General features: G+C 58.0%; 13 protein-coding genes. 6 read left to right on the forward strand and 7 right to left on the reverse strand.

Features of this window, described 5'->3' with window-relative positions:
• Positions 1-76: 76 nt before the first annotated feature.
• From PKO02S_RS26080 to PKO02S_RS26100, 5 genes are read right to left on the reverse strand one after another with little or no spacing between them, the layout of a single operon-like run.
• On the reverse strand, positions 77-2,434 hold the full coding sequence (locus PKO02S_RS26080) for a hypothetical protein (protein ID WP_127587747.1): 2,358 nt from the start codon (positions 2,432-2,434) through the stop codon (positions 77-79).
• A 24-nt stretch (positions 2,435-2,458) separates the two neighbouring features.
• Entirely contained in the window at positions 2,459-4,651 is a 2,193-nt protein-coding gene (locus PKO02S_RS26085) for a hypothetical protein (RefSeq protein ID WP_127587749.1), read from the reverse strand.
• 32 nt (positions 4,652-4,683) lie between these two features.
• Positions 4,684-5,346 (reverse strand): hypothetical protein, encoded by a 663-nt coding sequence (locus PKO02S_RS26090; RefSeq protein WP_127587751.1) that lies wholly within the window; start codon positions 5,344-5,346, stop codon positions 4,684-4,686.
• A gap of 2 nt (positions 5,347-5,348) precedes the next feature.
• On the reverse strand, positions 5,349-7,259 hold the full coding sequence (locus tag PKO02S_RS26095) for a hypothetical protein (RefSeq protein ID WP_127587753.1): 1,911 nt from the start codon (positions 7,257-7,259) through the stop codon (positions 5,349-5,351).
• On the reverse strand, positions 7,260-9,557 hold the full coding sequence (locus PKO02S_RS26100; protein WP_127587755.1) for a hypothetical protein: 2,298 nt from the start codon (positions 9,555-9,557) through the stop codon (positions 7,260-7,262).
• 653 nt (positions 9,558-10,210) lie between these two features.
• On the opposite strand from PKO02S_RS26100, the gene PKO02S_RS26105 reads away from it, so the two are divergent.
• The 6 genes from PKO02S_RS26105 (at position 10,211) to PKO02S_RS26130 (ending at position 19,731) form a co-directional block, all read left to right on the forward strand.
• Positions 10,211-12,463 (forward strand): alginate lyase family protein, encoded by a 2,253-nt coding sequence (locus PKO02S_RS26105; RefSeq protein ID WP_127587757.1) that lies wholly within the window; start codon positions 10,211-10,213, stop codon positions 12,461-12,463.
• A gap of 129 nt (positions 12,464-12,592) precedes the next feature.
• The gene (locus PKO02S_RS26110; protein WP_127587758.1) at positions 12,593-13,567 is read left to right on the forward strand and encodes an ABC transporter permease; all 975 of its coding nucleotides are present in this window, start codon (positions 12,593-12,595) and stop codon (positions 13,565-13,567) included.
• Positions 13,568-13,577: 10 nt separating this feature from the next.
• On the forward strand, positions 13,578-14,489 hold the full coding sequence (locus PKO02S_RS26115) for a carbohydrate ABC transporter permease (protein ID WP_127587760.1): 912 nt from the start codon (positions 13,578-13,580) through the stop codon (positions 14,487-14,489).
• 163 nt (positions 14,490-14,652) lie between these two features.
• Positions 14,653-16,164 (forward strand): ABC transporter substrate-binding protein, encoded by a 1,512-nt coding sequence (locus tag PKO02S_RS26120; protein ID WP_127587762.1) that lies wholly within the window; start codon positions 14,653-14,655, stop codon positions 16,162-16,164.
• 172 nt (positions 16,165-16,336) lie between these two features.
• Positions 16,337-18,682 carry a helix-turn-helix domain-containing protein gene (locus PKO02S_RS26125; RefSeq protein WP_164821697.1) on the forward strand — a complete coding sequence of 782 codons (2,346 nt, stop codon included), beginning with the start codon at positions 16,337-16,339 and terminating at the stop codon, positions 18,680-18,682.
• A 44-nt stretch (positions 18,683-18,726) separates the two neighbouring features.
• Positions 18,727-19,731 (forward strand): Gfo/Idh/MocA family protein, encoded by a 1,005-nt coding sequence (locus PKO02S_RS26130; RefSeq protein WP_127587766.1) that lies wholly within the window; start codon positions 18,727-18,729, stop codon positions 19,729-19,731.
• A 173-nt stretch (positions 19,732-19,904) separates the two neighbouring features.
• On the opposite strand, the gene PKO02S_RS26135 is transcribed toward PKO02S_RS26130, so the two are convergent.
• Both PKO02S_RS26135 and PKO02S_RS26140 read right to left on the reverse strand, forming a co-directional pair.
• A complete protein-coding gene (locus PKO02S_RS26135) occupies positions 19,905-21,527 on the reverse strand; it encodes an XAC2610-related protein (protein ID WP_127587768.1) in 1,623 nt (540 codons plus the stop codon).
• A complete protein-coding gene (locus PKO02S_RS26140; RefSeq protein ID WP_164821698.1) occupies positions 21,520-22,974 on the reverse strand; it encodes an extracellular solute-binding protein in 1,455 nt (484 codons plus the stop codon). Before PKO02S_RS26140 ends, PKO02S_RS26135 begins: the two co-directional genes overlap by 8 nt.
• Positions 22,975-23,401: the final 427 nt, after the last annotated feature.

A 23,401-nucleotide genomic window follows, 5' to 3' on the forward strand; every position in this document is an offset into this window, starting at 1 on the left:
AGCTCACTCTAACCCAACCCAACCCAACCCAACCCAACCCAACCCAACCCAACCCAACCCAACCCAACCCCCACCTCTACCGCAGAGGCAAAAGCAGCTCGTCGGCGTCGCTCGGCTTCCAGTCGGTCGTCCGGTTCAGCCCGTTCGTATAGCGGCGAACGACCTGATAGCGGTATCGCCTCGGACCATTCGCCACGAAGTCGAACTCAAAGTAGACGCAATCCGCAAGCGACTTGAGCGTAAACTCATCCTCGAAGCGAAGACCGTGCTCCGCATCCTCGTACAGCGCCTTCACGACCACCTCGCGCAGCTTCAGCGCGGCGAAGTCGCCGGCCCCGCCGTCCGCGCGGAAGCCGACGATGCGGTGCCCCCGCATATCCTCGCGTACCGTGATCCGCCGCTGCAGCGTATAAGACACCGGCAGCTCCGCCATCGTGCCGTCTTTGTGGAAGATCGTGACCTTGTAACCGACCAGCCGGCGATCCGAATCCTGCAAGGCGACGACGAACGGCTTGGTGGCGGTGGCACCCTCATTGAATTCGTACGAAGCCTCTTCCCGCACATCATGCGCCTCATCCACATAGGAGACGTCCACGAACACCCGGTCCACCTTCGTCCAGTCGAACAGCGGCACGATCTCGAGCGTCCGTTTCTGCGGGAACGGATCTCGAATCGTCAGCCGCTCTTCTTCACTCTCCGCCCATGGGGACTCGACATCCCGGTGGTCTACCGACCGGTAGATCAGCTTATACCGGAAGCGGGTCCGCTCCGGATTCAAGACGAACATCCGCCATAGCGCCTCCGTCGCATCGGCCTTCAACACATAGCTGTCCGCCAACCGAATTCCGTGCGCCTCGTCCATATACTGTACCTGCACGTCGACGTGCGAATAGCGGTCCCAAGGAAAATTCAGCGCCTGAATCGGTATCGGCACGATGGAGTAGAGGTCGCGCGGATCGATCTCCAGAAACTCGCCGGTCTCCTCCACAGGTGGCGATTGCAGGATGAGCGGCCGTTCGGTGCCGTCTTGATCCTTGAAGCGGACCGTATATTGAGCCTTCGCCTGCTGGCGCATCGCCCCGCCGTCCAGCACGCTGTTCCAGGCGAGATCGGCAGTCCGAGCCGCCGCATCCAGAACGGCATCCTTCACGCTGCCGCCATAGTCGACCCTGACTTGGACGGAGGCGATCTGGTCGCCCGCATAATCCGCTCGAGAGATAACGTGCAGCTTGCGCTTGGCAAACCAAGGGTCGTCCAGATCGACCTGCAGAATATAGCTGCTTTCCACAACACCGGGCTGGCGCAGCACGCGAGACAGTCCGCTCAAATGGCCTTGCGGGTAAATCGTCTTCTTCACCGTAGTCCGCTCGGAAATGTTGAAGTTCAACCGCTTGCGATCGATGCGCGTCAGATCGAGCTTCCGGTACGAGAAGCCGACAAGCGCTCCCCAGCCCCCGGTGACAGCAAGGGCGGAAGCGGTTTTGGCCAGCTGCTCGACTTTGTCCCAACCGTCCTCCTCGGGCTCCGTCGGATTCAGGCTCGGCTCGAAGAAAGCCTGCGTCATCATGTCGCGCACTTCCTCCACCGCCTGGTCGCGGCGTCCCATCAATGCGGCCTCTTCGCCCTCCGGGACGAACGTATCCACTTCGAGCTTGATCGCTTGCTTCTCGATGAGCTCGTCGACCGCCTTCGTTATTTGCGACTGGTAAAAAATCGAGTTCGTCCCGAACGTTTCCTCCATCTGCTTTTGCACCCGGTCCCAGTCGATCTCGAGCCGTACGGAGAAGGCGGGGCGCAGCGCCAAGTAGTCGAGCGAGAAGAGGACCCCGATCGGCGACATGTCGCCTTTCAGCGCTTTGCGCAGCAGCTTGACGCCGTCCTCGGTCAGGCGACATGAGAATGCGGCTTGGTTGTCGCCGTACAGCGCAGGTTTGGCGGGATGGCTCAGCTTCAGCACGAAGCGGGGGCCGGAGTCTGCAGGTGCGGGAGAGGGGGTACCTGTCCCGCCGCCTGTCCCGTTTGCGCCGCCCGTCCCAACCGTCCCAACCGTACCGCCAGTACCCCCGGAGCCGCCCGGAGCCGGCCCCGACTCCATGTCGAACAGCATCAGCTTCACGGCGCCGTCGACCAGCGGGACTGGAGCGAGCCGCGGCGCTTGGGGCAGCCGCTCCAGCCGCTTCAGCTCCTCGCGAATTTCCTCGAGCGGCTCCGGATCGATGCCGAGATTCACGTCGAAGTTTAAGAACCCGCCTGTCCCAGCCGTGCCTCGGAACTCGATCAATTGCAGCTGCGGATGGAGCGAGCCGCTAACAGGATCCTGGATTTGCGTCAGCCTCGGCGGGCCGGGCAAGTAATACCATTGCAATGGGTCCTCGTGGTCGCGGAACAAAGTAACCCGATTGATGATGTGAAAGGGCGGTGCCAAATATAACATGCGGCTTCACCTCCTCTGTGCGTATTAGGCGGGTGTCTCGGGCAGCACGAGCGTTCCTTCCGCCGTACGGGTCGCCGGCACCTTTTTCACCGAACCGTCGGCCATGAAATACGAGGCGCTCCAGTCGTAGCTGCGCTTCGTCTTGTCCTTGTACGGGAACGCCCACTTGAGCGACGAGGCCGCGCCTTTTTTGAACACCAGATCGCCGGATTCATCAATACCTTTTGCCTCATCCGTATAATGCAGCGTCACCTTAATGAGCTTGACCGCGTCAAAATCGACCAAATCCGGCAGCACCTCAATCTCCTGATACAGCACGGCGTCGCCCAGCAGGATCGTATTGGAGTCCGCGAAGGTCTTCGCGATAGGCTCAACCGTTCCGTCTTTGAACCGAATGCTCGCGGAATAAGCTACCTGGCCCGACTGATCGGAGATGACCGGGAACGTCCAGTCCTCGAACGTGCTTTCCTTGGACAGCGCCAACGAATGATTTTGCATATAGCCGTTCGTCTCATCCCGGTACTCCAAGTCGACGAAAATCGTATCGATCCGCGTGTCGAAATTGCCGAAGCCGCGAATGTTGACCGTCTTGGACGCGCTGAACGGGTCGTCGATGAACAGCTGCGAGGAGCCGCTTGACTGCCAGTCGCCCTTGAACTCTTTGCCGTCGGCCATAAAATATTTGACCTGGTAGCGGTACGGATTGCGCTTGGGCTGGACCAGCACCTGCGTCCAATTGTGTGCGGGATGGTCCTTGTTCAGCTTGAACACCTGCTCCATCAAGGCGACGCCGTTGCCCGGATCCTCGTATTGCAGCGTGACGGACGCCTCTTTCACTTGGTCGAAATTCAGATCGCCCGTCGCGATGTCCACCAACAAAATACCGGTATCGCCCACGCTGATCGTCAAATGCTGCTCGTCGCTCTCGAACTCGGGGGATTGGTAGGAACGGCTGGCGTTTTTGTAATTCACCTGGTACGAGTACTTGTAGTTGTAGCTGTTGTTGGCAATAAAAGTGGTAAATTTACCTACATCGTCCGGCTTGCGGAGTGCGTATTCCTTGACGGCATGCTCCGCGCCTTCCTTGTACGTGATCTTGACCTCCACACTGTCGAGCGGGAGCTTCTCGAAGTCCGCATTGGCCCGTGCCGTTACATTCAGCTGTTTGAAAAAAGGATCGTTCAGATCGACCTCGAGCGCATAGTCCTTCCATTCGTAAAGCTTGCCGTCCCGGCCTTTCAGACTCGTGATGTTAGGCAGCGTCCCGCGAGGCGCAGGGTTCCATTCCATGACCGCGCCTTCCTTGTACGTACGCCGGAAGCTGACCGCCTTGCGGACGACGATGTCGCGATTGATGTTCTCGATGTCATGCTCCGTGTACCAGGCATTCGCTTCTTTCGGGTCGACGGGAGGGATATCGCCTAGAATCATCTTCGCCACCGCATCCTCCATCGTTTTCCACGCCCAGTCGCGGACGGTGTTGATCACTTTGGCATCGGTCACGCCGCCCGGGTTGATATCCACTCCGCCGGCGTTCGACTCGATCATTTTTTGCTGGAGCGTCTCTCGGTAGCTGTCTTCGGACCAAAAGTTCTCCTCTACATCGATCGCCTGGTGAAACTCCATCAGCTTCTCGGCGCTAAACCATACGGTAGCCGTAATGGCCGGCAGCCGAACCGGCATCCAGAGGTCATAGGCGACCTGGACGACCCCGCCTTTATCCTGCATCGCTTTCTCCAGCAGCGTAGCGCCTTCGGGGGACAGCTCAACGGTGAAAGGGGTGATCATTTTGCCGTACAGCGACGGAGCGCCGGGACTCGTGATTTGCTCGACCAAGGCACCGCCGTTGTCCAGCACCGTAATGCTGGCGGTTCCTCGGAGGAAGCTCATCTGGCCGATTTTTACCTGAGGCGCGGGGGGCTGGAGGCGTCGGGTTTTCCAAGACTGGTCGATGCGCTCCTGCAGGGTTGCTTTGATTTTGGCCAACTTGTCCTCGGGCACAGTGAATTCCACATCCGCGATCAGGAAGCCGCCCCCTTTCTTGCCGTCAGGCCGGTCCACCGGGAATTTGTACTTGATGAACTTGAACACGGGGTGTCCGTTGTCGTCGATTCGGAACCCGGGCTGACCCGGCAAAATGTAGTACATGTTCGTGTCGGCATGATCGCGGTAGACGGTGCAGCCTTCGATCAGCTCGGGTTTCTCCCACATGAGCATCGTTTCATTCCTCCTAGGAAAAGGTTGGGGTGTTAAAGGAGTCGGACATGGCCGGCCCCTTCGCCGCGCAAAAACCAGGTGCTGATGTCGGCCGTCGCGGTTAACGACGCGAAGCCCGTATCCGGCTGGCGGACCGTCCCGCTGTAGGTGACCCGCAAGTAGCCCGGTTCGCCGGCTAAGGCGCGCTTTGCGTGAGCGGCCTGCATCGGTGTGAGGGCCACGTTGAACAGCGCGCTGTAGGGCGGGTAGCCGGAGGAGCGGACTTTGTGCAGCGTGGTGAAAGAAGCGTCGGCGCAGCTGCCGGCAAGGCCGCTGTCACTGCCATTGCCACTGCCATTGCCACTGCCACTGCCGCTGCCATCGTTGCCGTCGCTGCGGATTTCCAAAGCAACTCCGGCGATCTCCACTTGCTCCGGAGAGAGGAGGACCCGCCGTTCGGTCAGTCTGCGGTCCGGATACCGGCGGATGATTTCTTCGGTCAGCGCCTGGAGCTCCACATTTTCCGCCGTCCATTGGGTGCCGAACTGTATCCGTGATCCTGCGCCGCCCTGCCATAGGATCAACACCGGTCGGCCGATGGCGTCGCGCTCCGGCGTTGGCCTGGAAGGGCGATAGTAAAAGGTGTTCGGGTCCCCCGGATCCGGATAGCAGGTCAACCCCCGGAATACGAACGGGTCGTTCGGATCGTCCGTCATGTTCATTCCCCCTCTTGGATAAGTAAAGGCTCGAAGGGCGATCGCAAATCCGACCACGCTTCCGGCGGGCTGGGGCTGCTTGCGCTTGCGCGACGCCTATAGCGGTAACCGGCGCGGAAGGGAGAGGCGGCGAAGTAGGTGAAGGACTTCCGCGGTTGATCGAGTGTCAGGGCCAGCACGATGACGGATGCTTTCGTCTCGAGCCGATCCTCCGGCAGCAGCTCGAGGGCGAGTAGCCGATCGGAGCGGGGGCTGCTGAATGGGAGACCAGGCGTCGACGTCGGTTCAAGCCCGGACTCAAGCCCCGGCCCAAGCTGAGACTCCTCCTTGGGCGGGAGCTTCCATTCGACGACCACCTCGTGCGCGCCGTACTCCGGCCACGAGTGCAGGCCCAGCAGCCGGGGCTCCAGAGGTGCCGGTGGAAGGCGAAGAACACCGTTCCCCTCACGCTCGCGGAGCTCGTATTCGACCGTTGTCGCGGCGGCATCCAGCGGGAGGGGGACGGCCGCCTCCGGCCGGTCGGCCGAGAGGGGGAAGGCCACGACGATCTCCTTGCCGTCCGACTCCGTCCACCGGCACCGACCGTGCACGTCGGCCGTCTCGAGCAGGCTTGGCTGCGCGCCTTGCGGCACGAAGCGGACGGGAAAAGCGTCCGGCTTCAAGTAAAGCCGATCTTCGCCGGCTGGAAGCTCGGGGCCGTCCAGCTGATGCGCCCCGGCGGCATGCTCCACTATGACGAATGTGGAGTATGTATAGGCGAGCGGCTCGGCGGGCGAGAGCTGGAGCCGGATCGCAGCCGTGTCCGCGGGCGGGGCGAGCTCGGCCGACACGGTCACGGCCTGCGGACGGGCAGGCGGCCGCGGAGCCGCTCGGAGCGTGACGCCGATCGCCGCAACGCCGGGACGGTCGGCCGGGATGCTCGTGTCGACGTCGATCATGTGTACGCCGTGCGGCAGCGGTGGCACTACGATCGACGGCGGCACGATGGACTCGATCCCGGCCTCCCGGATGAGGCGGCGGGCTTCGTCGAACGGCTGCAGCTGCAAGACGAGCGGCCGCCATGTCTCGAGGGGCTGGGACAGATCCCATTCCAGGCGATCGAGCTCATCGGTGCCGGCAGCTTGCACGCGCAATGCCATGTACCCTTGGCCGTCCGCGACCGGGCTGGCTGCGAAGACGCCGTAGCGGGTGCGAACCCAGTCGGCAAGCGTCTCGGCTAGTTCGGTTCCTATAGCTTCGTTAACGTCTCCTCTTAGCTCGAGCCCAATGGTCGTCCAGTCCATAGCGGCTGCAGCGAACCGCTTCACCAGCTCGCCTCTGGCAATCCGCCCATCCGCATCAGTCCAAGCGGCAAGCGCTGCACGGAAGGGGGCGGTATGCACTCGGACGCGAAGCGGAAGGCGCGGGGCGATGCCGGCCAGCTCGAACTCGGCTTGGGCTTGCACGGGCATCGTCTCGTCCTGCAGGAGCCGCTTCAGGAGCATCGCCTCGTCGGTGGTGAGACGAAGCAGGCAGCGGGCATGCGCCAAGCCGTTCCAGGCAAGGCGGATGGGCTCGCTCAGCGCCGGCGGCAGCTTGACGCCGAGCGGCGTGTGCAGGCGCAGGAAGCCGTCGCCGGCGAAGGCGGCCGGCTCCAGTCGGCTGCCGGAATGCCGCGCGGCAAGCTGCTTCGCCGCCTGCTCGACCGGGCTGTGCAGCTGGAGCCGCAGCTGCAGGACGCCGTAGGGGGATGGCGGCAGCATCGCGTTCCGGCCGCGGTACAGCTGGAGCCGCAGCTCCGGTACGCCGTCAGGCGACATGGCGACTGCGAGGCGATCCGGCGTGAACCGATGCGGGCCTCGGCCCTCGAACGGATAGTAGATGGTGAACGAACCGCAGTCGATCGGCTGTTGAAAGTCCAGCAGTCCGCTCATCTACACGACATCTCCCTGCAAGATGTATACCAGGCTGCCGGTTTTGGCCTTCCAATCCTTCTGCGTCTCCCCGCTCAAGCGGATGGAGGTGACCCTGTACTCGAAAGCACCGCTGTCCTCTCGTCTGAGCAGGATGTCGCCGATCGGGAAAGGCAGCGCCGCCCGCACCTCCAGTTGCTCGGGCGACAGCGTCACCGTAACGCTGCCCGTTTCCCCGTGCCGCAGCTCTACGACGATTTCGCTCAGCCGCTCTTCCTCGGGTTTGCCCGCCGCCAGCTGGAAAATGGCCGAGAGCGTTTTGACGGTAATCGTCTGCTCGTATAGCGATATGAACGGGTCCTGGATCGCCGCCCAGATCGTCTCGCGATCCGGCAGGACGGTCACGGCTCGAGGCTCCACGAGCGCCTCGAGCTTGCCGCTTGCGCCACCATCTACGGCGCCGCTACCTTGTTCCGCCCCCGGCGCCGTTGCTGCCTCCGCTGGGACGATCGTGATCGCGAGCTCCCCGCCGGAGGCGAGGCTCTCGACCGGCAGCGCCAATCCGCGCAGCTCGCTCGGAACCGCCGTGCCGTCGCGGTACAGCCTAGCTTCCAGCGCGCCGATCCGCACCGGGCTCTCGATCATGTTGCGCACTGTAGCCCGGATCCCGTGAGAAGCCGGGTCGGGCTCGTACCGGCAGTCGAACAGCTCGCCGACCAGATCGTCGAGGCGGACGGTGAACGGCACCTTTTCCGCAACTTGCCGATGCTCGTCGTCCAAGCGCACCTCGACCTCGCCCGTCAGGAGATGGACCGCCGCCCCGGCACCCATCATCGCCTCGAACACGCTTTGCAGCTCGGGAACCGTCAGCGTAAGCGTGTCGACGATGCCTTCCTTGAGGTTCACGAGCGCACCCTCGCGCAGCTGGAACGGCCCCGGCGCATTAGGGAGAGCGACCCGGAATGAGAGCCGCTCGGCATCCGCCAGCAGCGGCTGGAACACAGGGCCGCTGACCCCGTCCGGGAGGCCGCCTTCAGCGCCGACATGGGCTTGCAGCTGTTGCGCGGCCGCCTCCAGCCGGGCGATGTCCACATACGGCGCCGCCGCATAGTCCAGGGTCGCCCGCGAGCTCTGGAGCGACCCGTCCTCCGACGCGAACCGCACGGACATGAAAGGCAAATACGGCGCCTCCGGCAACCGCGCCAGTTTGAAAGCATCGGGTAAGTAGTAGAACAAGTATCGGCGGCTCGTCTCTTGGTAGTAGCTGTGAAAGTCGCCGCCATGCTGAAGCTGGTGCCGGATCAATCCCGGCCGCTCCGCAGCGGGTGCGATGCCGCCGTAGATGTAGCCGTGCAGGTTGGCCGGGAAATACGCCGGGAGCTGCAGCTCCAACAGGCGGTCGAGTACCCGGTACCGCGTTTGCGCCGCAGGCGTCAGCACGGACAAGTCGACGTGGGCCAGCACGTCCCGGTTGATGGCGGCCGCGACTACATCCCGGTTCAGCTTGACCGTGCTGCTGACGCCGCTCAGCCCTTTCAGCGCTCCGATCGAGAGGGACTTCGGCTGCACCGTGACAGCCTTGTCGCGCAGGATCGGGATCGGCCGGCGGGGCAGCGGCTGCAGCGGATGGCCGCCTTGCGGCTGAGGCATCGGCAGCGGGGTGGGAAGTGGCCGCGGTCGAGGCTGGGGTTGGGGCCGTGGCTGCGGTTGCAGCACGGGTGGTGTAGGCGCTTGCGAGAGGTACGGGTACGCATGCTGGAACGAGCGGCGAACGAGCAGCACGGCGTTCGCCTGCGGCTCCGTCAGCGCTGCGTACAGCTCGTCCCGCTCCGCCAGGCTGCTCAGCGGCAGCTCCGCAGCGTAACCTTCCGGCGTTGGCACCGGTTCTCCGAATGCCAACTCCTTGTGCACCCCGCCCGACCCCATCAACAAGTAACGCAGCGTGACGGTCACTCGGTGGGGGACGGCAGTCGCATCCCGTGCGGCGAGCTCGATCTCCGGCGCCGGGCAAGAGAGCAGCTGGACGCGCAGCACCCAGCCGGGAGCTCGCTCCTCCAGGGCAACGCGGTACCGCTCCTGCCCGCTCGAGGTTTTCTCCGTGGCGAGCTTGTAGCTCGGCAGATACATTTTCTTAGCGGCATCCTGCGGTTGTTCGAAAAGCATCGTATCGCCGGCCTGCTCCGTTGGCGTGACGGGGACAGTCAGCTCGGTGCGGGCATAATCCTTGGCGGCGAGGTTCAAACGGGAGAAGGCGGCCATCAAATTCGGATTGTTGACGACATTAACCTTTGTAATGGCAGCATGAAAGGGAGTCGGCATTCGACATTCACTCCTCGAATAACGGATGGAATCTACCTGACCTAGGGAACGCATCTGGTTGGTGGGGAAGCCGAGTGGTGGAAGTGACGCTTGTGTATGGTTCGTGATGGGTTGGCTATCGAGTCGGACACACATGCTTCATTCTAGCAAAGTTTCCCAGCGGGCAAATGAGTGGAAGGAGCCAATTTGAATCCCCGGACCCGTAGGCATTTCAGCTTGATTTTCTTTACGATTCGTTCAGTCGGGAAGTCGTTTGGTGTCGGATCGTACACACTTTTTCCCAGACGCAAAAAAATAGTACACCTGCATTAAAGCAAGTGTCCTGAAATTTAGGTCTATAGGTAGGAGGGGCTGCTTGCGCGTCGTCGTGCTTGCGACTTCGCCAGCCACTTGAACGCGGAACGCTCGTGCCGTAGGTTGTACGCCGGGGATGAGACGGGGGCTGAAGCCGACGGAATTTGCCGGCCGAGCCGGCTGTTAGGACTCGCTTCCTGTGCAGCGATTCGACATATTCGCAGTCGTTCCAGTTTTTTTTTCGACAATATGACAGTTGTCGCTTCCTGGCCTATTCCGCAGGATAAAGGTACAGCCGTACCGCATGATGACGGTGCGACTGTCGAAATCTTGAGACGGAAAGCAAGGAGGCGCGGAGCGTGAATAACGGATGTGCAGCGGATAAGGAGATTGCAGCTTTCCTAGGGCTGATCGATCTGGGCTCGGCAGGCTTGGAGGAAGTAAGAGCGCTTTCGGTCCGGGAGCAATGGGAAGAGGCCATGGCAGCGTATATGGCTATCTTCCAGCGTAAGCTGAAGGCAGCTCAGCTGCTGCCGCTCCCGGCCAACCCGCAGTTTATGGAGGACGCGGAGCTGTTGTTGGACAATCGGATTTCGCTGTTGAACAGTCCGCTTGTTCCTATCGGCGATCCGATCGATTGGCTGCTGACCCCGGGCGGCGACAAGCAATGGCAAAGCCACCTCGGCTACATGTATTTCCCGAACTGCCTGATTCAAGCCTATGAAGCGACCGGGGAGGCGCGTTATCGGGACAAGTGGCTGGCCATTATGCGGGACTTTACGGACCGGCACCCCTACGGCGCGAAGCAGCTGGAATACGATCCCCATCTGCCGCTATTCGCGTCGGCGGACGAAGATGGCGTTGGCGGCGAGGGCAGATACCCGGGGTATGCGGGCGGCAGCTGGATTTCGCTGGCTTGTGCGGCCAGGACCGAAAGATGGCTGCCCAGCCTGAAGGCGCTGGCTGCGATGGAGGCGCTAGATACGGACATTGTTCGCAGGATGGTAACGTCGCTGATGACCGACCATGCTTTCGTTATGATCCGCAACCGGAGAAAGTACCCGAACCAGCGACTGCATGTAGCGGTCAGCCTGATTACGCTCGGCATCGTGCTGCATGAATTCAAGCTCGCCCCGGCCTGCTACCAGATTGGCATGCAGCGTCTGGAGGAGTATGTCGGACAATCGTTGCTGCCCGACGGCAGCGATCTGGAGCAATCATTCAACTACAACACGGCGTTGCCGAACAACTATCGCCAGCTGTGGCCGTTGATCCGGGACGTCCCCAAGTCCGGATTGAAATCGCTGAAGGAGACAGTTGGGCTTCGCTGTGAATTCATGGCGTGGATAATTGACCCTCTTAAACAATGGCCGGCCGTTGCCAAGACGCACAGCAACGACGCGACGGCCAAGGTGGAGGATTGGGGGGATACCTTCGGGCTGCGGAAGGTGAAGGACATCGTGGCCGCGCTCGAGGGGGATAAGGTAGCGCAGAGGGGGCTGCCGCTGGCTGTCGCTTTTCCTTATGGAGGCTATTACGTGATGCGCAGCGGCTGGAGCGGCGAAAGCGCTTATATGCTCTTCAAAGCGAGCCGGATCGGTGTCGGACATATGCACGAGGACGCTAATAGCCTGGTCTTAACGGCGTATGGACGGCAGCTTCTGATCGACTCCGGCAACTTCAACTACGCAGACGACGAACGGTCCCGGCGCATCAACGCCTATTTCTACTCTTCTAGCGCTCATAACACGATCAGCGTGGACGGCTTCAGCCAGGCGCGGCTTCGCCGACAGAGCACGAACCCGGAGCATTTGGCCGCTAGCCGCAAGCCGATCGGTTGCCGCTGGATCGCGCAAGCGGACCTCGTCCTGGCGGAGGGCGAATATGCCGACGCATATGGCGACGCCGTTCGCGACGTACGGCATAACAGACAGGTGCTCTACGTAATGCCCGATCTCTGGATTGTAACGGACCGCTTGTATGCCGCCGAGCCTCACACCTACACCCTTACCTGGCAGATGTCGGCGGAATTCGCACCGGAGGAGATCCGGCTCTGCGATGACGGAGAGGTATCGACAACCAGCGGCACCGGAGCGAATCTGCATATTCGTTATTTCGGCGGCGAAAGCGGACGGAACACGGTTATGCTGTACGGCAGAAGCGAACCCGACTATGCCGGCTGGCAAGCGTATGCGTACGATCGGATGAGGGAGAGTGCGGACATCCGAATCGAATGGCAGGGGTCGCGGCAGGAAGTATTCGTCAGTCTGCTGCATCCGATGGAAGGGACAACGGGTACCGTTCGCGATTGCCGACCGCTTCATGATGCCGCGGATCGTTGGAGAGGCTTCGAGTTGTTGAACGACGAAGGGACTCGTGTTGTCTACAAGGCAGCAGCCGCAGCAGAGACCCTCAACTGGGGAGTGATAAGCTGCATAGCGGAAATGCTGCTGCTCCGAACGAGTCCGGACGGAAGCATGAATGGTCTGGCGCTAGGCTGTACGAGTCTCGAAGCGGAAGGAAAGTCGGTGTATGACGGGGCCGGAGCTGCGGCTGCCCACGATATCCGCTTCGCCGAAAGCGGCGGTCGATGGCGGATAGATCGGTTGTAAATCGTATATTAGGCAGCAATTCGCACAATCGGCAGCCCCGGCGGAGAGCGATTGGAACATCGTGCAGTAGCTGCCGTGCCGGACGGGTGGCATGATAAGCACATCGGCGAACGAAGGAGGAGGAACATCATGGAAAGGGGCAAACCGATGCAGCTTGCGCATCCGCATGCAACGACGAAGAAGGGGAAGAAGCGGCGCGACACCTTGTATGCCGTTCGCAAAAATTATGAACTGCTGCTGCTGTTGCTTCCCGGCTTTGTCAAAATCTTTATTTTTTCTTACTTGCCCATGTTCGGCATCATCGTCGCTTTCAAGGAGTACAGGTACGACAAAGGGATACTCGGAAGCGATTGGATCGGACTGAAAAACTTCGAGTTTTTTTTCGTCTCGGATTACGCCTGGCGCATTACAAGGAACACCGTGTTGTACGAAACCGGCTATATTTTGCTCACGACCGCGACCGCGCTGTTGTTTGCGATCCTGCTGAACGAAATCGGCCGACGGTTCCTCAAATTTTACCAGACAGCCATGTTCATTCCGCATTTTTTGTCCTGGGTCGTCGTCAGTTATGTGACATTTGCTTTTCTCGACCATCAGGGCGGATTTCTGAACCGCGGGCTGGAATGGCTGGGACTTGCTCCTCACAGGTGGTACATGGAAGACAAACCGTGGCCGGTTCTGCTCAATATCGTCTCGTTATGGAAGAAGATCGGCTTCGCCACACTGGTCTACTACGCCGGCATTCTGGGGATCAATCAGGAATATTACGAAGCGGCCAAAATCGACGGGGCGACCCGCCGGCAGATGGCGGTCCGCATTACGCTGCCTGCGATCATGCCGCTGGTTTGCGTCATGCTGATTTTGGCGGTGGGCGGCATCTTCAACGGCGATTTTGGACTTCATTATTTTATTCCGAACAATTCAGGGATGACTTACGCCACGACAGATATTATCGATACTTATGTGTACCGGGCGCTCCGCAACATGGGGGATATCGGCATGTCCTCGGCTGCGGGCTTGTATCAGTCCGTTGTCGGCCTGATCCTGGTGTTGGCGGCCAACTACGTCGTCAAAAAAATCAATCCGGACAACTCGTTATGGTAGGAGGTGCGGCATGAAATCCAATCTGCGAGCAGGATCCGGCACCGCACGCGTCTCTGTCTTTCAATGGGCGACGAATCTATGGTTCTTATTCGTATCTGTCGCTATGATCGTGCCTTTGTTGCTAGTGGTTTCCATTTCGCTGACCGACGAACAATCGTTGGCAGCCGACGGATACCGGTTCATCGCCGGGAAGTGGAGCACGGAGGCGTACAGGTACATTCTTCAATCGCCGACGATTTTGCTGCGGGCCTATCTGGTTACGATTGTCGTCACCGTCGTCGGCACGGTGCTGAGCTTGCTGCTGACCGCCATGATCGGCTTTGTGATTTCGCGCAGAGACTTCAAGTTTCAACGGATCGCGACGTTTTATGTATTTTTTACGATGCTGTTTAGCGGCGGGCTTGTCCCTTCGTATATTTTGATCACGCAATATTTGCATCTGAAGGACAGCATCTGGGCGCTCATCCTGCCGGGCATGATTTCGGCGTTTTATGTGATGGTGATGAAAGGCTTTATGCGCGAGGTGCCGTTCGAAATCATCGAATCGGCCAAAGTGGACGGAGCCAGCGAGTTTCGCGTATTTTTTGCCATTATGCTGCCGCTGTCGAAGCCTGCGCTCGCTACCCTAGGGTTGTTCATTTCCTTTAACTACTGGAACTCCTGGTTCGGAGCGATGATTTATATCAACAAGGAGAGCCTTGTTCCGATTCAGCTGCTTCTTGTCCGCATGATGGAAAATTTGGAGTTTCTGGCGACGAATCAGGAATTTCTCAGTCAAGTCACAACCTCGGTTCAGAATTTTCCGAATGTCTCCGCGCGGATGGCCATGGTTATTTTGGCGGCAGGTCCGATGATGCTGGTGTTCCCCTTTTTTCAGAAATATTTCGTGAAAGGGCTTACTGTTGGGTCGTTGAAAGGGTGAACGGTCCATGCTTTGCAATCCGCTTAAGGAGGTGATCCGAATGGACACGTAGCAAGTCATCGAAGACTTTGTTTTCAAACCGGTTTTGTCGGTAGGAAATTCGTCACCCGTGTCAAAGTTTGTACAAGTAAAACGGCCCTTAGCCTACAAGGAGGTCAATACAATGGGAAATACAAATAAAGGGAAAAAAGTGTGGATAAGCGCGTTAGGAGGTATGCTGTTATCCTCCGCATTGCTCGCGGGATGTAGCTCTTCCGAACAAAAACCGACGGCTTCGGCATCACAGGACTTGCCCAAGGCGAGCGTCGTCCAGCTGCCGGCTGTTGAGCTGCTATGGTACTATCCGCTCGGCGAGCTGCAAACGGATCAGCAGGCGGTAGAGGACGCGGTGAACGCCTATATCAAGCCTAAGATCAATGCAACCGTGAAGCTGTCTCCGATTGTTGCGAGCAGCTTCGGCCAGAAGATGAATACCATCTTCTCTTCGGCCGAAACGTTCGACCTGGCGTGGACGGGGAACTGGGGGGGCGGCGACTATCAGCCCAATGTGCTGAAGGGCGCCTACTTGGATTTGGATGACCTGCTGACGAAGTACGCTCCCAAGCTCAAGGCGAGCCTGCCGCAAATGGTATGGGACGACGCGAAGGTGAAGGGCAAAATATACGCGGTGCCCAATTATCAGATCGCGGCCAAGGCCCAGGGTTTTCTGATTCAAAAACGATTCGTGGATAAGTACAAGATCGATCTTGGTACGATCCGCAAGCAAGAGGATATCGCGAACTTATTCGAGGTGCTGCGCAAAAATGAACCGGACGTCATCCCGCTGGCGAATTTCGGCAATCTGTTCGATTACGGCAAGCTGTACGGCTTCGCTCCGGAAGGTTATCGGATTGGGGATAAGAGCCGCAAGCTGGTCGACCCCGTGCAGACGGACGAGTATCGCGATTACCTGAACCGGATGCGCGATTGGTACAACAAGGGGTACATGTACAAAGACATTGCCACGCTCAAGTCGACCGTCGATCTGGAGAAAACCGGCAAGGTGGCGGTGAAATGGGATGTGACGATGAGCCCGGGAGCGGAAGCTGTAGAACTCACAAAAAATGGTAGCAACGAAGTCGTTATGGTACCGATTACCGATCCCGAATTCACGGGCATCCAGCCGACCATGACCGCGATCAGCCGGACATCCAAAAATCCGGAAAGGGCCATGATGTTATTGGAGCTAGTCAACACGGATTCGACGCTGTTTAACCTGCTGGCGTTCGGCATCGAAGGCAAGCATTATACGAAAGTAGGGCCGAACACGATTAAGATTCAAACGGGTGCGGGGTACGCGCATGGCCGCAGCTGGGAATTCGGCAACGTCTTCAATGGGTACTTGCTTGAGGGTCAGCCGGCGGATACGTGGGAAAAAACGAAGAAGCTCAATGATTCGGCGAAGCGTTCCGAGCTGTACGGCTTCAAGTTCGACGATACGCCCGTTAAGACGGAGCTTGCCAATCTGAAGGCCGTAGCGGACGAGTTCTCCATCGCGCTGAATACTGGAAGCGTGGATCCGGCCCAGTATTTGCCCAAATACATCGAAGCCCGCAAAAAAGCCGGCATCGACCGTATTCTGGAAGAACGGCAAAAGCAACTGAATGCCTGGGTGGCGGAGAATGGGATTAAATAAACATTCGATGAGAGTTGGAGGAGCCTGCAATTCCATGCAGATCGGTTAGGTGACAGCGGAGCATGACTGCTGTCGGCTTTCCCTTCTCGTTCGGCAGTTCCCTGCGTGCTTTTGATTGGGTAGAATGGGATTAACGGGCAGGTTGTGTCGGTTCAAGGGGGGATGTATGGTTATGCTGAAAAATCGGTTTCAATCGAAATATTTGCAGCGTATTTTGGTCTCGGTGACCCTCTTCATGTGCACCCTCCTGGTCGCTTCCACATCCTTTATTTATTATGGCGCGGAGAAGCGGGTTCTCGGCATGCAGGTCGATGCGAATAAGAAGATGATGTCACAGGTGAAGCATAATCTGACCTATATGAACGAAATCATTCATAACCTGAGCTTTAATCTGTTTAACGACCATGAACTGATCCCGCTAATCGATGGCAGAGACAATGACATGATGGATGTCATCCGTGCGAATGACCGTTTGTTGAAGGTGTTGAACTCCTCCTCCTTCCTGCATTCGATTGTGGTGTACAACAGCCAGATTCAGGATATGTACGCAGTGGGACATGACGGACTGGAGACGAAGAATAGCCCGCTTGCAACTCCGTTGCTCCATTATTTGATGACGGAGAAGAGCATTCCCCGGATGCAGTTGATTCCAATGAATTTAAGCCAGCCCGATCACGGGGTCGATTTTTTTTCGTTCGTTATTTTCAGTTCTTATGACTCCTATCAAACAGACCAAAGCGCCCTGATCCTGAATGTGAATCCGGAATGGATTTATACGAATCTGAAGGCGGTCAACGACCTGGCCGTCCCTCAATCCGTCGTATTCCTGACGGACCGGGAAGGGAATGTGTTCTTGTCCGGCAGACCCGAGGAGGAGCTGCTCTCTCCTGCGGCACGCCGAGAGTTGACCGAAACATTGAAGGGCTACAATGAGCCGCTGGGAACCTTTCGGATTAAGGATGGGAATTCGACATTTTTCGCGACGACGATGTCGGTCGGCATGTATGATTGGCGGGTGGTGAGTCTTCAGCCTTACGATGCGCTGGTCGGCGTGATCAAGGAGATGAGAACTGCGACGATCATGGCGGTGATCGGATTCCTGCTCGTGTCTGTCGCTGTTTCCGTCTGGATTTCCCGCCGTCTGTACGCTCCTGTGGACCGGATGATGCAACAGATTCATACCGCCAAGGGAGCAGGCGAAGGGACTTCTTATCCGATTCGGGACGAGCTGACCTATGTGACCGAATCGTACCACCAAATCAAACGAATGCTGAGAGCGATCCAAGTCGAGAAGGAAGGCGCGATGCAGATCGTCAGCAATTATTATTTGCGCCGTCTGATTGCAGACTGCCGTTCCTTCCGCGAGGACGACTTCCTGCAATGCAGGCAGCAGAGCGGTTGGCGGATTCTTCCGCATGGCGCATATTTGCTTGCTGTTCTACGCATCGATGATTACTCCGCGCTGACGGCCGTTACTCCGGATTCCCGGCTGCGGCTTTATCAATTTGCGATATCCAATATCGCCGCTGAACTGTTCGCGGACCATTATCCGTGTGAATGCGTGCAGATGAACAATGAGCATTCCGTATTGCTGTTCAGCTTGAAGCAGGATGACGAGACCAGCCGGTTGACGGCGACATCGGTGCTGATCCGGCTGCAGGAAATCGTTGCCGACTATTACAAGCTGTCGTTGACGATTGCTTTAAGCGAGCGTATCGAGGACTATAGGGGCATTAGCGACGCCTACGCTGCAGCGCTGCACTATTCTACGCACAGGCTTATCTTCGGGCGCGGTCGTATATTCAGCCGAAGCATGGTAGAAAGCAACCTGATGCAGGAGGAGACCGGCTTTCCAGCAGATGTAGAGAAGAAGCTTGGCGACGGATTGCGACGGAACGACCGGGCGCAGATCGAACAAAGCGTAACCGAGCTGTTCCGTCACCTGCGGACGTTTCATATCGATCACATCCAGCATGGGCTGCTTCATCTTGTTCAACTGGTCCGCACGACCCTGAAGGAGATTAATGGAAAACGGGTTCATTCCATTCCCTACGACTGGAGCTCGGCCAACCGAAAAATACTCGAGCAGGAGACACTGGAGGATTCCCGGCAAGTCCTGCTGGACATATGCGGGAGCATAGGCGATAAGACGGTCAACATGGAGCAGGAAAAGAATCGCGCGTTGATGGATACCGTCAAGTCGATTATTGAGGCCAATTATGCGGATATGAATCTGAGTCTGCAAAGTCTTGCCTATATGCTGCGGCTGACTCCCGCTTACGTCGGGAAGCTGTTCCGGGAAGTGGAAGCGCAATCCGTCTCCGACTACATCAATGAAGTCAGGTTGAACCAGGCGCTGGTGCAGTTGGAAACCAAACCTCTCAGCATCAAGGAGATTATGGAGAGGATCGGCTATTCCAGTGAGAGTACCTTCTTCAAGCTGTTCAAGCAGCGATATGGAGTCACACCCAAGGAATATCGGTTGAAAAAAACGCTGGAGCCGACAAGCAGGAAATGAAAGCGTTATATCTATTAACACGGATACTGAAGGGAGCGATTTACATGTCGAATTATTCGATCCGCACGGCCGTTATCGGCTATGGCGGCGCTTATAATATGGGCAAGCTGCATGCCCAGCAAATGCTCGCAGCAGGCATGTCCTTTGTCGCCGCGTGCGATCTGGATCCGGCTCGAATGCAGCAGGCACAAGAAGATTTTCCCGATATTCGTACCTACACGAGCGTAGAGGAGCTGCTGGCGCAGCCGGATATCGATCTCGTGACCGTCATTACGCCGCACCATACCCACGCCGATCTAGCCTCGCTGGTGCTGGCGAGCGGGAAAAATTGTATTCTGGAAAAGCCGATGTGCATACGCGCCGAAGACGCGTATGCATTGACGGAACAGGCGAAGCAGGCGGGGCGGATGCTGTCGGTTTTCCACAATCGGCGCTGGGATGGCTGGTATTTGACGCTTCAGGACGTGATCGAGCGTGGACTGCTCGGCGATATTTTCCATGTGGAAATGTTCATGGGCGGCCATCGGCATCCGGGTTATTGGTGGCGTTCGGACAAGCTCGTTTCCGGCGGCGCCTTTTACGATTGGGGCGCGCATTATTTGGATTGGCTGCTCGGCTTCGTGCCGGGCAGCGTAACGTCCGTTCGCGGGCATGTGCACAATCGGGTGTGGCATGATGTCACCAACGAGGATCAGGTCGACAGCACGATCCTATTCGCTAGCGGAGCGGTGGCGCACGTACAGATAAGCGCGATTGCTCGCGCCGGCAAACCCAAGGTGCGCATTCTCGGCACGAAAGGAGCAGTCGTCGATGCCGAACTGTTCGATGGTCATTTCATCCTGCATACGGAAGCCGGCGGGCTGCCGGTCGAAACGAAGCTCACGACTGCAAAAGAGAACCACGCAGCCTATTACCGCAACATCTTCGAACATTTGACGAACGGCGCAGAGCTGATCGTTAAACCCGAGCAGGCCGCCAGAACGATCGCGATTATCGAAGCGACGGAGCGTTCGGCGGAGGAAGGCCGGGAGCTCTTCGTTTCCATATGATGCCGGTCAAGCGCGAATAGAGCGGCCGGCCCGGGGATAATTCCGGTGTTGTAGCAATAGAGGATGGGGGAGGAGGTGAGCGGCATTGCCTGGGGCCGGCTGCCGCCACCCCCATCGTACCTCGCGACGCTCACTCCCTCTGCCAGTCGCCATCCAGCTACTTACCACCCCAGCTACTTCATCGGTTCCGCATACTCCCCGGTAACTTTCAACTGCCCGTTCTGCAGCTCCCGTACGGTGACGCGCCACTGTTTCTTGTCCGCATCCCCGATCCGTTCGACTTGTTTGGTTAGTGTGGGTTTGCCGTTCAGGTACTTGTAGGAGTTGTCCAGATAGGTGACTGCGTTGTCGCGGGCCGTGGAATGAATCTCTTGTGCGGAAGCGTCGAAGGTTGGCGATGTAATCGTCTCCAGCTCCTGATTGGCTTGAAAAGCACCGCTCTTGGGATCCCAAAGCCAGTAATAGTAAGGAATATTCGGCCCGGCAGGGGTGTGAGCTTGAATCCGAATATCTTGGTATCCGTCAAAGTTCATATCCTCCACTACGAGACCTAAAGTCAGGCCTTGTCCGGTTCGAGTGGGGCTAAGCTGGATGTCCTGAAGGAGCCGGCTGGTAGTGTCCAGGGAGTAGAGCTGTATTTTATTAGCGGTAAAAAGAGAGCTTCTCGACGCACTATCCTGCGTTCCCTGCACGCGAAGCAGCATCTCCGGCATCGAGGGATGCAATTTCGTGATTTCATGCGCTACGATTGTGTTCGGGCCAGGAAGCGGAGCGTCGGCTGCGAGCTCCTCCCAGTATCGGATGACCGCACGACCGCTGAACCCCGCACGAATCTCATCGAATTGAAGCGCTAGCCGGAACGAACCGGATTGCTCCTTTTGCCCGCGATCGATGTACGTGTACTGGATTTCCTGCCATGTCGACCAACTGTTCCTGTTCTCCGCCAGCTTGGAAGCCTTGAGTTTGAAACCGCTCCCTTGGCTTCTTAACCTGGTTAATAATTGTTTGATTCGTATGAGCGTCGTTTCGTTTTTGGACAGCTCCTTGAGGTGCGTAATGTCCAACGTGTTGACTGCTTGTTCCAGGATGGAAGCCATGTTGTTGGCCAACTCGTCCGCATAGAAGCCATCTGCCTTCACAGCCCCGGACCTCCGGTCCATATCCAGCTGATAAGTTTTCCACTCCTCCAGCTGCGTTAACTGAAACTTCCCGTTCCGCTTCTCTACATAGTAGTACCATGAAAAATCGTTCCGCTTTGCGGCTTGATCGGAATTCATGACATCAACCGTTTCTTTAACTTCAACCTTGTAGCGATCATTGCCCTCGAAATAAAGCGAGTAGATCTCACCGTCAACGAACCGCTCCGTGATGCGGCGGGCGTGCAAGTTGGCCACTAAAGCCTGCTGCTCCTTGTACAGATTGCTGCCTGGGAGCAAATAAGGCTCGACGGTGCTGAACGTGTTGGTGTTGATCGCTTCGACGAGCTTGGTCTGATAGCTGCGAATCAAAGCTTGAATCTGAGGAAAGGTGGAGTCTGGCTCACGTTCAATAAACTGTATAGGGGAGGGAGAAGCGGCTAGTGAAGCTGTTCCGGACACCACCGACGTTGCGGAGGTCACGGCTGTTGCTGTTGCGGTGGCCGTTGCCGTTGCCGTTAATCCCGATGGGGTCTCCTGTTCTCCGATCGATTCTTTGCTTTCACAGCCCGCCAGCAGGAGCCCGAAACATACCGCTGCCGCTGCTATGAAGGCGATCCGCCACCTGTCACTCCGTACTGTGCTACTTATCCTAGACATTCAGATCACCCAAAATCTGCTCTTGAATGCGTCTGCAGGCTTCCTCCCCGGTTTCCATATGCGACCAAAGGTAGGTCAGCTCCCGCGCGACCCGGGACAGCCGGCCGTGGTCCAGCCCGAGCTCCATCATCGAGGCCACCTGCGGCATAAAATCAATGAACGCATGGTAATGCTCGGGATGCAGCTCGGGGTTGGTGATCCGCCGATCTTCGGCGACGGCGCGATGCGCGGGCAATGTGCAGGCGCTCGTCTTGAGATCGGCCTGCACGACTTCGCCGGCGAGCAGGGCGGCGAACGCCTGGGCGTATGCCCGGTTCGGATTGGCCGCCGGAATGGCGATCGCGCTGCCGATCAGCAGCGTCGTGCTGCGTTTGTTGCCCGGCATGGCCGGCACGACATCCCAGCGGATGGGGAGCGAGCGCAGGTCATTCATGAAGTAATAGCTCGACAGGATGAGCGCGACCCGGTTGTTTTTGAACAGGAAATGGTCCGCGTGCTGCCCGCCTTGCATCTCGGGAGTGAGCAGATTGCTGTGCACGAGGTCGGCGAAAAACTGTAAAGCGGTCGCATTCGCCTCATTCGCAAAGTCGGGAGCGCCGTCCGGCCCGAAGAACGAGCCTTCGTTCTGCAGCAGGAACATCAGCCAGCGGCGAAACGACAAAGTAGAAGCCAACCCGAACTGCCGCTTCAGGCCGTTCGCATCGACAATCGTGTACGCCCGTGCCGCTTCGAGCAGATCGTCCCAGTTATGCAGGCGCAGCTTTTCCGGCTCGGGGATAATTCCGGTGTTGCAGCAATAGACGATGGGGGAGAAGGTGATCGGCAATGCTTTTAGCCTACCGCCGCCACCATTGCCACCGCCGCGCTCACTCCCGCCACCGGTCGTGTACATCGGCAGCAGCTGCGGGTACAGCTCCTTCAGCACGGGGAACTCGTCCGCCGACATATCGAGCAGCAGGCTGTTCCGGCCGCTCTCTTCCAGCTCGAAGAAATGATGGTCGGACAAAATGATCAGATCGGCCGCCGCATCGGACGGCGTTTCCATACACTCCACTATGCGGGCCTTATAAACGGCGTTCGGCACGACTTCCATCCGGATGGTCACACCTGGGTGGAGCTGCTCGAACCGATGGATCGCCCGCTCATAAACGCTCATCTCATAGCACACCTCATAGACGAGCATCGTGAGCGTTACATCTTGAGCAGGCGCGGCGGGGCGCTCGCACACCCGGTTGCCGATGCAGGGGATTTTCTCGATCAGCCCTTCCTGCTGCAGCTCGGCCAGCACGCGGCGCACCGGGTTTTTGCTTATATTGTACATGCGGGCCAGGTCCACCTCGGAGATAAGAAAATCGCCGGGTTTGATGGAGCCTGACTTGATTTTGTCGCGGATATCCTGGCCGAAAAATTCGAGCCGATCGTCGAAGGTCGTACGTTTCTTAATCAACGGAGCCACTCCCGTATGGATGGTGGTATTGCGTGTGGTGATCTGGCTGCCCTTAGCATTTGTACTCATCTTACCATGATTATGGCGAAAAGGGGACAAGGCGCATATGCGAAAAGGTTCAGGATTGACGAGCCTTTTCATCAATGATAGCATAGGATATGAAATAGTAACATACTAGTATGTTACTAGTATTTATTGAGGGTTATATTTACCCACATGAGTCACACCAACATATAGCCAAACTTACATAAGCCACAACAGCATTAGCCCAACGTACTCGCATGTAACCTGGCAACACCCTCACTTCCTTGTCCAGACCCGCCGTTCAACAATTCGATCGCATCCTTTTCGCACTGACCGTCACCGGTTCACATCTCAGTCAGTATTCGTCCGTCTCGTTATACAGCAACCTGATATTAGCACGAAC

This window comes from Paenibacillus koleovorans NBRC 103111 (assembly GCF_004000845.1).
GTDB classification, from domain to species: domain Bacteria; phylum Bacillota; class Bacilli; order Paenibacillales; family NBRC-103111; genus Paenibacillus_AA; species Paenibacillus_AA koleovorans.